This window comes from Micromonospora inositola, assembly GCF_900090285.1.
Lineage (GTDB): Bacteria > Actinomycetota > Actinomycetes > Mycobacteriales > Micromonosporaceae > Micromonospora > Micromonospora inositola.
On record NZ_LT607754.1, the window covers coordinates 2006974 to 2020415 of the forward strand.

Here is a 13442-nt window from a genome sequence, read left to right on the forward strand (position 1 = left end):
GATCCCGACCGGTTCCCGCACACCCGCTCGTTCCGCACCACCGGGGCGATCCGAAGTGTCGTACCGGTGGTGTTTCATGCCTCGTCGTCGGCCCGTGGAGGCCCGCCCCACCACCCGGCGGGGAGTCGCTCACTCCAAAGGTGAGGATCCACGACAACCGACAGGAACACGTTGAACGTTGGTGGACACCGCACTAGCGTCAGAGCATGCCTATCCGTACCGCTTCCGCACGTTGGCAGGGCAACCTCACCGAGGGTGCCGGGACCGTCCGCACCGGCAAGGGCGGGCTCACCGGGAACTACTCGTTCAAGTCGCGCTTCGAGGAGGGCGAGGGGACCAACCCGGAGGAGCTGATCGGTGCCGCGCACTCCGCCTGCTTCTCGATGGCCCTCTCCAAGCAGCTCGCCGACGCGGGCGCGACCGACACCTCGGTGGAGACCACCGCCAAGGTCCACTTCGACAAGACCGACGCGGGCATGACCGTGACCCGGATCGACCTGGAGACGGTCGGCCAGGTCGCGGGAATGGACGAGGCCCAGTTCACCAAGCTGGCCGAGGCCGCCAAGGAGAACTGCCCGATCTCCCGGCTGCTCTCCCCGGGCGCGCAGATCAGCCTCACCGCCCGCCTCGCCTCCTGACCCGGCCGGTCGCCCTTCGGCGACCCCCGGGCCACGCCTGCACGGAAAGAGTGCCCATCCGCATGCTGATGAGCACTCTTTCCGTGATTTTCCAGTGATCTTGATGGGTGGGAACGCGCCCGGGGCGGGGAGGATGGGGGCGTGCCGGTGGAGATGAGCCGTGAGCGGTTCGAGGAGTTGGTCGGCGAGGCCCTCGACGAGGTGCCCGAGGAGCTGCTCGGGCTGATGAGCAACGTGGTGATCCTGGTGGAGGATGATCCGCCCCCGGGCGAGAACCTGCTCGGCCTCTACGAGGGCCACGCGCTGACCAACCGCGGTTGGGACTACTCCGGGGTCCTCCCGGACCGCATCCTCATCTACCGGCGCCCGATCCTGCGGATCTGCGACACGGAGGAGGACGTCGTCGACGAGGTGGCGGTGACCGTGGTGCACGAGATCGCCCACCACTTCGGCATCGACGACGCCCGGCTGCACGCGCTCGGCTGGGGCTGACCGCGCCCGCCCCGCTCGGCCCATGCCGGCCGTTGCGCGGCTCCCCTAACCTGCGGGAGAGGCACACCCCGATGCAGGAGGAAACCCATGCGCAGCGCGCTGTTCTCCGCGGAGAACCTTGAGAAGGAGTCCCAGCAGCCGGGCATGCGGCTGCAGAACTCCAAGATGCTGAAGATCGAGCTGAACGGCGAGGCGATGGCCCGGGTCGGGTCCATGGTCGCGTACCAGGGGCAGGTGCAGTTCCAGGCGCTCGGCTCCGGCGGGATCGGCAAGTTCATCAAGCAGCGCCTGACCGGCGAGGGCGTCCCGCTGATGAAGCTCTCCGGCCGGGGCGACGTCTTCCTCGCCGAGCTGGCCAAGGACGTGCACATCATCGACCTGGAGCCCGGCGACGCCCTGTCGATCAACGGCTCCAGCGTGCTCGCCTTCGACTCCACCCTCCAGTACGACATCAAGATGGTCGGCGGCGCCGGCATGGCGTCCTCGTCCGGCCTGTTCAACTGCGTCTTCACCGGCCACGGCCGGATCGCGATCACCACCAAGGGCACCCCGGTGGTGCTCAACGTCGACCAGCCGACCTACGTCGACCCGCAGGCCGCGGTCTGCTGGTCGGCCAACCTCCAGACCGGCTACCACCGGGCCGAGCAGCTCGGCCTGGGCACGCTGCTCGGCCGCAGCACCGGTGAGGCGTTCACCATGAGCTTCGCCGGTCAGGGCTTCGTCGTGGTGCAGCCCTCCGAGGAGCCACCGGTGCAGGGCAGCGGCGCCCAGCAGCAGCAGGGCGGCCTGCTCGGCGGCCTGCTGCAGTGACCGTCCGGTCCGCGGGGCGCCCCGACCGGGCGTCCCGCGACCGTCAGCTCAGCTCGCCGGCGCGCAGCCGGGCCAGCCAGGCCGCCGCGTCGGCGTAATCGGCGTCGGAGAGTCCGGCCGGTGCGGGGACCGGCCGTTCGGCCGCCGCCTCGCTCCAGCGGTGCCGGGGGTACGACCCGAGGAAGCGCACATCGGCGCACACCCGGCGCAGCCCCTGCAGCGCCTCGCCCAGCCGGACGTCGGCGACGTGGCCGGTGCAGTCGAGGAAGAAGACGTACCGGCCGAGCGCCTCGCCGGTCGGGCGGGACTCGATCCGGGTCAGGTTGATCCCCCGGACGGCCAGCTCCATCAGCACCGACAGCAGGGCGCCCACCCGGTCGTGGGCGATATAGACGGCCAGCGAGGTGACGTCGTCCCCGGTCGGCGGCGGCGGCGGGCCGGGGCGGCAGACCAGGGCGAACCGGGTGACCGCGTCCGGGTGGTCGGCGATCTTGTCGGCGAGCACGGTCAGCCGGTGCCGGGCCGCCCCGATCGGGGCGCAGATGGCCGCGTCGTACTCGCCGCTGGCCGCGCCGGCCGCGGCGGCGCCGTTGGAGAGCACGTCGACCACCGTCGCGTCGGGCAGGTGGTCGCGGAGCCAGTTGCGGCACTGGGTGGAGGCCTGCGGGTGGGCGGCCACGCTCCACACCTCGGCGAGCGCCGTCCCCGGCCGGGCGGCCAGCACGAACTCCACCGGCAGGATCACCTCGCGGGTGATCACCAACGGCTCGCCCTCGGCCATCTCGTCGAGGGTCACCCCGACCGCGCCGCCGATCGAGTTCTCCAGCGGCACCAGGGCGGCGTCGGCGTCCCCCGCCCGTACGCTGTCCAGCGCCTCACCGACGCTGCGGGCCGGCGTACGGCTGCCCCGCTCGGCGGCGGGCACCGTACGCAGCGCCTGCTCGGCGAAGGTGCCCTCGGGCCCCAGGTAGACGTAGCGGGTCGGCGGTGTTCCGGGCATGGCGACCAGCCTACGCACCCGGAGTGCCGTCGCAGGCCAGCGTCCGGATGCCGGGCGGTCCGGCGGCGCGTACCTGCGCCGCGCAGACGTCCGTCCCGGCGGTGACCAGCTCCAGCGCGTCCGGCCGGCCCCGGGTGACCACCTGCAGCTCCTCGTGCCCGGTCACGTCGAGCACGGTGTACTGCCAGTCCCCGGCGCAGAGCGGCCCGGTCCGGACCCGGACCCGGACGTCCCGGGGCAGGACCCGGGCCGCACCGCGCAGCAGCGAGACCACCCGGTCCCCGGACGGGCCGGCCGGGCAGGGCACGGCGACCATCTCGGCGCTGGTGGGGGTGGCCGTCGGCGTGATCGGCGACGTCGGGGTGGGCGCGGCGGTCGGCGCGGTCGGGGTGCCGGTGGCGGTCGGGGCGGTGGCCGTCTGCTGGGCCGGTCGGCGCAGCTCCGGTGGGGTGCCGCAGGCGGCTAGGGGCAGCAGGGCGAGCAGCGTGACCGGGACGGTCAGCCGCCGGCGAATGGTGGGCCGGGGTGCGGTGGGTGGCACGGTCCGATCATAGGCATCGGCGGGCGTCGTTGCGCCGGGTGGTCGAGCCCATCGTGGGAGGATCGGGCGCGGCGGGGCGAAGGTCACTTGTGGACGCGGTGCCCCGCCCGCTCCAGCGCGGCCGTCGCCTCGACCAGCCGCACCGCGGGGACGAGCACGTGGTCGGTGTCGTACGTGGAGAACGCCACCACGTTCACCCGGGCCCGGGCCAGCGGCTCGACCAGCGCGGCCAGGGTGCCGGTGACGGCCAGGTCGAGCGGGCCGACGATCCGCAGGCACCGCCAGTCCGTCTCCACCACCGCCTGTTCCGGCGCGCGGCGGGAGGGGCAGATCAGGGAGATCCCGTCAACGCTCCAGCTCACCGTCACCACGTCGGGGTCGCCCAGTCCGCCCCACAGGGTCGGGGAGAGGCTGGAGCCCGCCGGTAGTCGGCACACGGCGTACCCGCCCGGCAACAGAGCGACATCGAACATTAGGGCACCATACGTCCTCGGCGCGGCCGGCCCCAGCACCGTCGGGTGCGGCGAGCGCAACCCGCTGTCGCAGGTCAGACCTCGGAGAAGAAGGTGAGTGAGCCGGCGACCGAGCCGTCGGTGAGCACCGGCGTCGAGATGGCGTCGACGGTGGTGCCCGGCGCGTCGACCCCGGGCCCCTGGACCCGGAGGAGTCCGCGGGCGAGGCGGCCGGAGTGCAGGGCGAGCAGCGGCGGGATCTTGTCCGTCTCCTGCTCGGTCAGCTCGCTCCGGTTGGCGGTGAAGTCGACCAGGCGCAGACCACCCTCCAGCAGCGGCCGCCCGATCACGTCCTCCGGCGCGCCGAGGCAGAGCAGCTCGCACCCGGACGCGGAGATGGCCACCACCGTGGTGTCGGCGTCGATCAGCAGGCAGGGCTCGGCGGCGTGGGAGACCGTGCTCGACCACTGGCCGAAGTTGCCGGACTCCTGCTCTGTCGGTGCCCCTGCGGCCGGCGCGAACACTTCCGAGAGCGAGAGCTCGACGTGGGCCACCGCGCCTCCTATGTACACCGACGGTCTGTCCACGCTATCCGGTCGCCGCGACGACCGCCCGACCGCGTCGGCCGCACCGGAGATCGGTGCTCCTCGGTTGCCCGGGGCACCAGCGGTGCCGTGGGACAGGTGTCGGTGTGACGGGTGCCCGGTGACGGGCGGCCGGCGACGGCGCGGACCGGTGGAACTGCTGAGGCGGATCGCCGGACCGCGTGGCGTCGCCGGTGACGTTACCGGCGGGCGGCCGGCTTGTCAGCGGCCGTTCGGCCCTCGTCGTACCACCGGTAGTCGGCTGCTGGACGGTACGTGCCGTTGAGCCAGGTGCTCGGGTGCTGGGCGACCCGGGACAGCTTCTCGGCGGTGGCGGGGCTGATCCGGTTGCCTCCGGCGACGAGGAGGCGGTCCAGCTCCCGGTGGGTCGCCATCAGGCAGTCCTTCGGCAGGCCGTACACGCTGATCACGCCGGAGCCGACGAAGGTCAGCACCGGGGCCACCGGGATCGGCAGGCCGACCGCCCCGGAGAGCGCCTTCCCCGCCCGCTTCGCGTCCCGGCGCGCCTCGGCCACATAGGGCGGACGCTTGCCGTTGATCTGCACGACATCGCCGGCGACGAGCACCCGGGCGCGGCCGTGGTCGGCGATGGTGACCGCGAAGAGGCCGCTCGGGCCGATGGCCAGGAAGCCCGCCCGGTCGTCCCGGTCGCGGTCGAGCAGGACGTCCACGACGTCCGTACGCGGCCACTCGATGACGTGCCAGGCCGGACCGAGGTGGTCGAGTTGGCCCAGGGCACGGGCCCCGGCCGCCTCCAGCCGGCGGGCGTCCCGCTCGGCCCGACGGCGGCGGGCCCACTCCAGTGGAGTCGGTCGGGCCGGTTCGAGCACCGAGGTGGACTCGATCCGGGGCTGTGGCACCGCGACGCGCGGCAGTGTCCGGGTGGGTACGGCTCGACGAGCGGGAAAGACAGTCATCGCGACCTCCGGCAAAAGGTCCCTCGAAGTTATGTCTCCGCTACCCTACGTTGCGGACCCCGGTGTTCGGCAAGTTGGGGCGCCGGAATGAGTGTGGATGAATGCCATATTCATTCACACTTCTTTTCCGGATGGTGGGGAACGCCTGCCCTACGCTGCGAAGGTGACCCACTACGTGGACAGCGAGGTCGCCCGGCTCGGCACGGTGCTGCTGCACCGCCCCGGACCGGAACTCGCCCGGCTCACCCCACGCAACAACGACTCGTTGCTCTTCGACGCTATCCCCTGGGTGGGCCGGGCGCAGGAGGAGCACGACGCGTTCGCCGCCGCGCTGCGCGGCCGCGGGGTCGAGGTGCTCTACCTGGCCACCCTGCTGGCCGAGACGCTCGCCGTGGCCGACGCCCGGGCCGAACTCACCGAGCTGGTGCTGCGCTCGCCCCGGCTCGGCGACACCCTCCGCCGCCGGATCGCCGACCATCTCGCCTACCTCGACCCGGCCACCCTCGCCGACGTGTTCACCGCCGGGCTCGCCCACGAGGAGCTGCGGCTCGGCCGGGACCGCCCCGGCGGCCTGGTGTGGACGCTGATGGACCGGCACGACTTCGTCATCGACCCGCTGCCCAACCTGCTGTTCACCCGGGACTCCTCGGTGTGGATCGGCGATCGGGTCGGGGTGACCAGCCTGGCCATGCCCGCCCGGCGGCGGGAGACCACGCTGACCGACGCCATCTACCGGTACCACCCGCGCTTCGCCGGCACCGAGTTCGTCTACCACCCGGAGCTGGAGCACCTGGAGGGCGGCGACGTGCTGCTGCTGGCGCCGGGCGTGCTCGCCGTCGGGGTGGGCGAGCGGACCACCCCGGCCGGCGCGGAACGGCTCGCCCGGCGGGTCTTCGCCGCCGGCCTGGCGCACACCATCCTGGTGGTGCCGATCGCGCAGGAACGGGCCACCATGCACCTGGACACCGTCTGCACGATGGTCGACGTGGACGCCGTGCTGATGTACCCGAACATCGCCAGCACCCTGTCGGCGTACACGGTCATCGCCGGTGCGGACGGCGACGAGCTGCGGGTGGACGGGCCGGCGCCGTTCCTGCGCGCCGCCGCCGACGCGATGGACCTGGACCAGCTCCGGGTCATCGACACCGGCCTGGACCCGGTGACCGCCGAGCGGGAGCAGTGGGACGACGGGAACAACACCCTCGCCCTCGCCCCCCGGCTCTGCGTGGGCTACGAGCGCAACGTGGAGACCAACGCCCAGTTGGAGCGGGCCGGCATCGAGGTGATCGCGATCGCCGGCTCCGAGCTGGGCTCCGGCCGCGGCGGTCCGCGCTGCATGTCCTGCCCGCTGGTCCGCCAGCCGCTGCGACCCGTACAGCTGTGAGGCAGAAGCCGGTCAGCGGAGGGTGAGCTGCCGGCCGACCAGGCCGTGCCGGGCCCGCCGGCCCGCCGCGTCCAGCGGCTCGGTCTCCTTGAGCGCCTCGGCGTACCGGTCGGCGAACGCGGCCACCGGTGCCTCCCACTCGCCCGCCGGGGCTTCCTCGGGCAGGTCCCACACCGGCACCAGCCGGCCGTGCGCCCGGAACATGCCGGCGAAGCGGGTGTTCTCCCCGAGGGTCAGCGTGCCGGCCACGCTCAGCCGGGACAGCGCGTCCAGCGCGCCGTCCTCGTCGTCCGGCAGCACCCAGCGCACGTGGGCCTTCTCCGGCACCTGGCACCAGTAGGCCGCCCGGGCGGCGGCCAGCCGGACGGTCGGGTAGATCGCCGCGTTGGCGCGTTCCAGGGACGCCTGCACGGTCGGGTCGTCGGCCGCGCCCGGGTCGAGCCAGAACTCGAAGCCGTCGTGCATGGTGATCTCCAGCGGACCGTCCACCAGGACGTCCTGGAGGCGGGGGCCCGGACCGGGCAGCGGCGGCACGGTGACCTGACCGCCGGGCTCGGTCCGCAGCGCGCAGAGCAGCGCCTCGGCCAGGTCCCGGGAGACGTCGCCGGACTGCTGGTGCCGCTGGAGGCCGATGAAGACCCGCCCGTCCGGCTTGGTCATCGCCGGGGCGGCCATCGGCAGCACGGTGGCCAGGGTGACCGGGCGGTCGCCGTACTCCTCGACCAGCTCGGGGGTCAGCCGCAGCGGCGCGGCCGCGGCCGGGACCAGCTCGCGCAGGGCGATCCACTCCGGCTCGTCCACCAGCCCCTCGAACGGGCGGGGTACGAAGACGTCGCGCACCTTCTCCCGCTTGGGGGTGGCTTCGGCGGCCCGCTGGCTCTTTCGACGCTTGCTCACGGCGAGACAGCCTAGATGCCCGGGCGGCGCGCGGTGGGCAGGACCCGCCCCCGGGGCCCGCTCAGCCGGCCGCGACCAGGTCCGGCCGGGCCGTTGCGACCGGGTCGAACTCGGCCCAGACGCTCTGGCCGAGGCCGTCCCGCTCGACCCCCCATCGGCTGGCCAGGCCGGAGACGATGTGCAGCCCCCGCCCGTCGACGGCGTCCGGGCTGGCCGCCCGCATCAGCGGCCCCGAGGCGGAACCGCCGTCGGTGACCCGGAGCTGGACGCGCTGCCCCTCGGCGGTCGATCGCAGCCGCCAGGCCACCCGGACCACCCCGCCGGGCAGCGGGTCGGCGTGCCGGACGGCGTTGCCGACCAGCTCGGCGAGGACCGCGACCAGGTCGGCGAGGAGGATCGGCGGTACGACGTCGGCCAGCTCGTCGGCGAGCCGGTGCCGGGCCAGGCGCGCGCCGGTCGCGTGGTGGGGCACCACCACGCACCATGATCGTTCGGCCGAACCCGTCGACACCGTCGTCCCTTTCCACCCCCGTCGGCACCGGGATCATCCCCGGGGCAGCCGCACCTCTGCGACGGTACCGCCACCGATCCTCGGTCGGAGGGATACCCATCCATTCTGCTGTTCAACGATCTGCCGGACGAGATAGAGCCCGAGCCCGGCCCCCGGATATCGCCGCCGGTCGCCGGACTCGCCCTGCCAGAACCGGTCGAACGCCCGTTCCACGTGCTCGGGGCGGATGCCGATGCCCCGGTCGGCGACCCGGAAGGTGACAGTCCCGTCGCTGGCCGACGCGCCCACCTCGATCGGGGTGCCGGGCAGCGAGTACTTCCCGGCGTTGGTGCTCAGCTCCGTCAGCACGGTGGCCAGGATGTGCCGGTCACCGCGCGCCTTGGGCAGGTCGTCCGGCAGGTCCAGGACGATCCGGTGCCGGACGTCGGCCGGCAGGTCGGGCACCGCGGCGCGCAGGGCGTCGGCGAGGTCGAAGGGAGTGGTCGGCTCGCCGCCGGGCCGGCTGTCGGTGGCCGCCGCGGAGAGCAGCCGGTCGACGAGCCGGGCCAGCTCGTTGGCCCGCTGCCCGATGATCCGGGCCGCCTGCCGCCGGTCGTCGTCGTGGAGCGACTCCCAGTGGTCGGTGAGGGTGTCCGCGTACCCCTTGATCACGGTGACCGGGGTTCGCAGCTCGTGGCTGGTCACCGCGACGAAGAGGTCCCGGTCGTGGTCGCGCCGCTGCTGGTCGGTGATGTCGCGGAAGGTGACCACCCGCAGCGTGCCGGGGCCGGGCAGCTCCCCGGAGGTGACCCGCAGCCAGCGGCCGTCGGGCATCCGGTGGTCGAGCACCTGCCCCGGCGGGGGCAGCGGGAAGGGCAGCGGGCGGTTCAGCGCCTCCCCGGTCGAGCGGCCGGTGACCTGGGCGGCGGCCGGGTTCCAGAGCCGGACGTGGTGGTCCCGGTCCACCACCGCCAGCCCGTCGGCGAGGGCCGCCACCACCGGGCCGTCGCCGTGCACGGGCAGGCCGGTCTGGTCGCCGTACATGTGGGCGATGCAGGAGGCGACGTAGCCGACGACGGCGTGCTGGGAGGTGTCGTCCGGGTCGCCGTCCGGGTAGAGGGCGTGCAGGCTGCCCACGGTCAGGCCGCCGATCTCGGCGCGGGCCACGATCATGCGCAGCAGGCCCCGGTCGGCCAGCTCGTCGGCGAGCGCGCCCGGGATCCGGTCCACCCGCACCTGGCGTACCGGGGGGCCGGAGAGGAGGCAGACGGTGGCCGGATCGGCGGCCGGCAGCGGCCGGCCGATGGCCCACTCGGCGGCGCCGGTCGCGGCGATCACCCGGCCGCCGGTGGGGGCGAACTCCACGAACGCCAGGCTGGCCGCGCCGATCGCCGGCTGGACCACCCGGAGCAGCCGGGTGAGGACGGGCAGCCCGGAGTCCCCGGCGTTGATCATCTTGATCACGGTGGTGTGGCCGGCGATGAGGGCGGCGTAGTCGGTTCGCTCCGGCATGTCCCGAGTGTGCCCCGGCCGACCGGTCCGGGGACACCCCCGGCCGGCCGACCCGCACCCGCCCGGGGGACCGGCCATGCCCGTGGGTCGCCCCTCAGCGGCCGAGCCGGGCCAGCGCGCGGGCCGGGCGGTCGGTGATCACCCCGTCCACCCCGGCGTCGAGGACCAGCTCCAGGTCGTCGGGTTCGTTGACCGTCCAGACGTACACCTGGTTCCCGGCCGCCCGCAGCGCGGGGACGAGCTGCGGGCGGGCTCGGATCAGCCCGATCCCGGGCCCGGCGATCCGGGTGCCGAACGGCAGCCGGCCCAGCCGCAGCCAGCGCGGCAGCACCTCCAGCAGCAGCACCGTGGGCAGGGCGGGGGCGAGGTCGCGGATCCGGCGTACGGCCAGCGGGGAGAAGGACATCACGGTGACGCGTACCGGGTCGTCCGGTTTCGGGTCGGCGAGGCCGTACCGGCGCAGCAGGGTGACCAGCCGGCGTTCCACGTCTCGGCCGTACCGCGAGGGGTGCTTCGTCTCCACCAGCAGCCGGACCGGCCGGCCGGCGGCCAGCACGGCGTCGAGCAGCCGTTCCAGGGTGAGCAGCCGGGTGTGCGACTCGTCGAGCCGCTCGTCGCCGTCGGCCGGCACCCCGCCGGGGTGCCAGGAGCCGAAGTCGAGCGCCTCCAGTTCGGCGAGCGTACGCGCGCTGACCAGCCCGTAGCCGTTGCTGGTCCGGTCCAGCCGGCGGTCGTGCACGCAGACCAGGTGCCCGTCCCGGGTCAGCCGGACGTCGCACTCCAGGCCGTCGGCGCCCTCGTCGAGGGCGCGCAGGTAGGCGGCGAGGGTGTGCTCGGGCAGGTCGTACGAGGAGCCACGGTGCGCGAAGACCAGGGGGTCGCCCATGCCGGTCGGTCCCTAGACGACCCGGCCCGGCTGCCCGTCGTCGGCGACCACCGGCCGGCCGGCGGCGGCCCAGTCACCCATCCCGCCCTCGACGTTGCGCACCTGGTCCCAGCCGTTGCGCATGAGGTAGGCGACGACCTGCGCGGACCGCCCGCCGGAGCGGCAGATCACCGCGACCTCCCGGTCGTTCGGCACCTCGGCCAGCCGGCCGGGCAGCTCCATCATCGGCAGGTGGTGGGCGTCCGGCGCGTGGCCGGCGGTCCACTCGTCGTCCTCCCGGACGTCGAGCAGGTAGGTGTCGTCGGGCACGGCCGACGCGGGCACGCTGGGAACCTGGGGTCCGAACACGGCTACCAAGCCTAGTCGGGCCGGTCCGGTCACAACCGGTTGACCCAGCGGGGATTGGCCCCGACCCACTCGGGCAGCCGGGTGCCCCGGACGGCGTCGAAGAGCCCGTTGCCGCCGTTGTCGAGCACCACGTAGGAGACCTCGTCGATGGTCTGCGGGTAGGACGGGACCTGCACCCCCTGCAGCGCGTCCGCGGGCAGCGAACGGAACGCGAGCAGCAGGTCCTCCAGCGGTACGCCGTTGGTGTCCACGGTCAGCGAGCCGCCCACCGCCCGGAGCACCTGGTCGAGCTTCACCGGGTCGCTGCGCAGGTGGGTCTCGCCGGCCTTGTCCAGCACGGCGCGGAGCATCTGCTGCTGGTGCCGCTGCCGGTCGTAGTCGCCGCCGGGCAGGCCGTAGCGCTGCCGGACGTAGTCCAGCGTGCGGGCGCCGTTCATCTGCTGGCAGCCGGGGGTGAAGAGGGTCTGGGTGTGGATCGAGCGGACCTGGGTGTCCACGCACATCCGGATGCCGCCGAGCAGGTCGATGACCTCCTTGAAGCCGGAGAAGTCGACCAGCGCGGCGCCGTCGAACCGGATGCCGGTGAGCCGGGTCAGGGTGGCGGAGAGCAGCCGGGCGCCGGCCTGGCCGCCGCCGCCGTGCTCGTACGCGGCATTGATCTTGTCCTGGCTGCCGCCGTTGCCCGCTGCGGGCGGGATGGCGACCAGCAGGTCCCGGGGGATCGAGATCAGGTACGCCTGCCGCATGCCGGCCGGCACGTGCACGATCAGGATGGTGTCGGAGCGCTGGTCCTCGGCGCTGGCGCCGGACCGGTGGTCGGAACCGACGAGGAGGTAGTTGAGCGCGCGGGAGAGGTCGGTCCGCCGCTGTCGGGCGGCCGGGTCGAGCAGTTCCTCCTTGACCACGGCGCGGTCGTACCGGTTGGTCAGCCAGTGCAGCCCGGCGACGGCGAGCGTGGCGAGCAGGAGCAGGACGAGGCCGCTGCCGAGCAGGAACCGGGGGAGGCGGGCACCTCGCCCGGCCCGCCCGCGTCTGGTCCGTACTGGCCTGGACGTGACACCCCTCCCGCAGCCGATACGTGAGACCCGCTCACGTCAGGCTACGGGTGAACCACTCCGGCGGTGGCCGCTTTCGCAGCCACCGCCGGGTGGTTGCCGGGTCACTTCCGGGTGGAGAGGACGCTCGGGTTCGCCACCACGAACTCGGCGAGCTTGTCGTCCTTGACCGCCTGGAACATGTCCATGCTCAGCTGGTTGAGGGATTCCCTCGTGTGGTCCGCGTTGGGGCTGTAGGTGCCCCCGTTGGTGCGCAGCGTGGTGAGGTCGTTCCCGCTGACGCCCTTCATCGTGAAGATGAAGTCGGCGATCGGAACGCCACCGGTGTCCAGGATGAGCGTGCTGCCGGCCGCCTTGATCAGCTGGTTCAGCTTGATCGGGTTGGTCAGCATGCCCTTCTCGCTCGCCTTCTTGGCCATCGCCTTGATCAGCTGCTGCTGGTTCTGCTGCCGGTCGTAGTCGCTGTTCGGAAGGCCGTAGCGCTGGCGGGCGTAGTCGAGGGCGGCCCAGCCGGGCATCTCCTGGCAGCCCTTCTTGTGCACCACCGGGGTCATCGGCTTGCCGGTCTTCTTGGCGTCCTCGTTCCAGCGGGGCCGGCCGTCCACGTACGACATGTGGTGCGACTTGACATCCTGGGGGACGCAGATCCGGACGCTGCCGAGCGCGTCGATGACCTTCTTGAAGCCACCGAAGTTGATGATGGCCGCGCCGTCGAAGCTGATCCCGGACATCTTCTTGATGGTCTTGGCCATCAGCTGGGCGCCGCCCTCCCAACCGCCGCCGTTGCGGGCGCCGGCCTGGAACGCGGCGTTGATCTTGTCGGTGCCGCCCTTGTAGCCGCTCTTCTCGAACGCCGGGATGTGCGCCTCGGTGTCCCGCGGGATCGAGATCAGGTACGCCTGATCGTGGGTGGCCGGGATGTGCAGGATGATGATGGTGTCCGACCGGACGTCGTCCGCGGCCCAGCTCTGCCGGGCGTCGACGCCGAGCAGCAGCATGTCGATCGGACCGTCCAGGCTGTTGCCGCCCTCGGCGTCGGTCTTGCCCGCCTCGCCGAGCAGGTTGCGCTGCGCGATGTTGCCGGTGGCCTGGCCGATCACGGCCTTGCTGCCGACGATGGCGAGGCCGCTGGTCATCATCAGCACCGCGCCGAAGATCACCGTGAGTCGGGCCCAGAGCGGGTCCTTACGGCGGCCGCGCTTCTTGGACCCGCCGGTGCCGCGGCCGCCGGGGCCGGGCTGCGTCGGGATGATGGGCGGCACCCGGCCGGGTGCTCCGGGATCCAGTGACTGAGGGCGACGGCTGGTGTGGACCGGCATGCGTGCTCCAGCTCGGTGATCGGGGGCTCGACCACTGTACGTACTCGTTCCCGTTTCTAGCGACCTCCCCGTGGGACTATTCCCGCCAAGCCCGGC

Annotated in this window: 16 protein-coding genes; 4 read left to right on the forward strand and 12 right to left on the reverse strand. The window is 73.1% G+C overall.

The genetic code is table 11. The features are described 5' to 3' along the window. The first annotated feature begins 206 nt into the window (after window positions 1-206). The 3 genes from GA0070613_RS09565 to GA0070613_RS09575 all read left to right on the forward strand — a co-directional run bounded on the left by GA0070613_RS09565 (window position 207) and on the right by GA0070613_RS09575 (window position 1940). Window positions 207-638: an OsmC family protein gene (locus GA0070613_RS09565; protein WP_089011965.1), complete on the forward strand. Its 432-nt coding sequence runs from the start codon at window positions 207-209 to the stop codon at window positions 636-638. A gap of 147 nt (window positions 639-785) precedes the next feature. Beyond that, the gene (locus tag GA0070613_RS09570) at window positions 786-1130 is read left to right on the forward strand and encodes a metallopeptidase family protein (RefSeq protein WP_172875970.1); all 345 of its coding nucleotides are present in this window, start codon (window positions 786-788) and stop codon (window positions 1128-1130) included. An 87-nt stretch (window positions 1131-1217) separates the two neighbouring features. Then, window positions 1218-1940 carry an AIM24 family protein gene (locus GA0070613_RS09575; RefSeq protein WP_089011966.1) on the forward strand — a complete coding sequence of 241 codons (723 nt, stop codon included), beginning with the start codon at window positions 1218-1220 and terminating at the stop codon, window positions 1938-1940. A gap of 43 nt (window positions 1941-1983) precedes the next feature. On the opposite strand, the gene pheA is transcribed toward GA0070613_RS09575, so the two are convergent. From pheA to GA0070613_RS09600, 5 genes are all read right to left on the reverse strand, one after another. After that, window positions 1984-2940, reverse strand: a complete 957-nt coding sequence (pheA, locus tag GA0070613_RS09580; RefSeq protein ID WP_089015855.1) for a prephenate dehydratase — start codon at window positions 2938-2940, stop codon at window positions 1984-1986. Between the two features lie 10 nt (window positions 2941-2950). Next, on the reverse strand, window positions 2951-3442 hold the full coding sequence (locus tag GA0070613_RS09585) for a hypothetical protein (protein ID WP_089015856.1): 492 nt from the start codon (window positions 3440-3442) through the stop codon (window positions 2951-2953). 122 nt (window positions 3443-3564) lie between these two features. Next, window positions 3565-3954, reverse strand: a complete 390-nt coding sequence (locus tag GA0070613_RS09590; protein ID WP_089011967.1) for an ACT domain-containing protein — start codon at window positions 3952-3954, stop codon at window positions 3565-3567. A gap of 74 nt (window positions 3955-4028) precedes the next feature. Next, window positions 4029-4487, reverse strand: a complete 459-nt coding sequence (locus tag GA0070613_RS09595) for a PAS domain-containing protein (protein WP_089011968.1) — start codon at window positions 4485-4487, stop codon at window positions 4029-4031. 230 nt (window positions 4488-4717) lie between these two features. Beyond that, window positions 4718-5455: a hypothetical protein gene (locus tag GA0070613_RS09600; RefSeq protein WP_089011969.1), complete on the reverse strand. Its 738-nt coding sequence runs from the start codon at window positions 5453-5455 to the stop codon at window positions 4718-4720. A gap of 163 nt (window positions 5456-5618) precedes the next feature. Between GA0070613_RS09600 and GA0070613_RS09605 the strand changes: the two genes are divergently transcribed. Then, window positions 5619-6839, forward strand: coding sequence for an arginine deiminase (locus GA0070613_RS09605; protein ID WP_089011970.1), 1221 nt, complete (start codon window positions 5619-5621; stop codon window positions 6837-6839). Window positions 6840-6851: 12 nt separating this feature from the next. Here the strand turns inward: GA0070613_RS09605 and GA0070613_RS09610 are convergent, their stop codons facing one another. The 7 genes from GA0070613_RS09610 to GA0070613_RS09640 all read right to left on the reverse strand — a co-directional run bounded on the left by GA0070613_RS09610 (window position 6852) and on the right by GA0070613_RS09640 (window position 13346). Next, a complete protein-coding gene (locus GA0070613_RS09610) occupies window positions 6852-7736 on the reverse strand; it encodes a DUF5926 family protein (RefSeq protein WP_089011971.1) in 885 nt (294 codons plus the stop codon). Between the two features lie 61 nt (window positions 7737-7797). Continuing rightward, complete coding sequence (locus GA0070613_RS09615; protein ID WP_172875777.1) at window positions 7798-8214, reverse strand: ATP-binding protein; 417 nt, start codon at window positions 8212-8214, stop codon at window positions 7798-7800. Between the two features lie 66 nt (window positions 8215-8280). After that, a complete protein-coding gene (locus tag GA0070613_RS09620; protein WP_089011973.1) occupies window positions 8281-9738 on the reverse strand; it encodes a sensor histidine kinase in 1458 nt (485 codons plus the stop codon). Window positions 9739-9832: 94 nt separating this feature from the next. Continuing rightward, window positions 9833-10624 carry a glycerophosphodiester phosphodiesterase gene (locus GA0070613_RS09625; protein ID WP_089011974.1) on the reverse strand — a complete coding sequence of 264 codons (792 nt, stop codon included), beginning with the start codon at window positions 10622-10624 and terminating at the stop codon, window positions 9833-9835. A 12-nt stretch (window positions 10625-10636) separates the two neighbouring features. After that, window positions 10637-10972: a rhodanese-like domain-containing protein gene (locus GA0070613_RS09630; protein WP_089011975.1), complete on the reverse strand. Its 336-nt coding sequence runs from the start codon at window positions 10970-10972 to the stop codon at window positions 10637-10639. 29 nt (window positions 10973-11001) lie between these two features. Beyond that, a complete protein-coding gene (locus GA0070613_RS09635) occupies window positions 11002-11877 on the reverse strand; it encodes an LCP family protein (RefSeq protein WP_089011976.1) in 876 nt (291 codons plus the stop codon). A 254-nt stretch (window positions 11878-12131) separates the two neighbouring features. Next, entirely contained in the window at window positions 12132-13346 is a 1215-nt protein-coding gene (locus GA0070613_RS09640) for an LCP family protein (protein WP_089011977.1), read from the reverse strand. Between the last annotated feature and the right edge of the window lie 96 nt (window positions 13347-13442).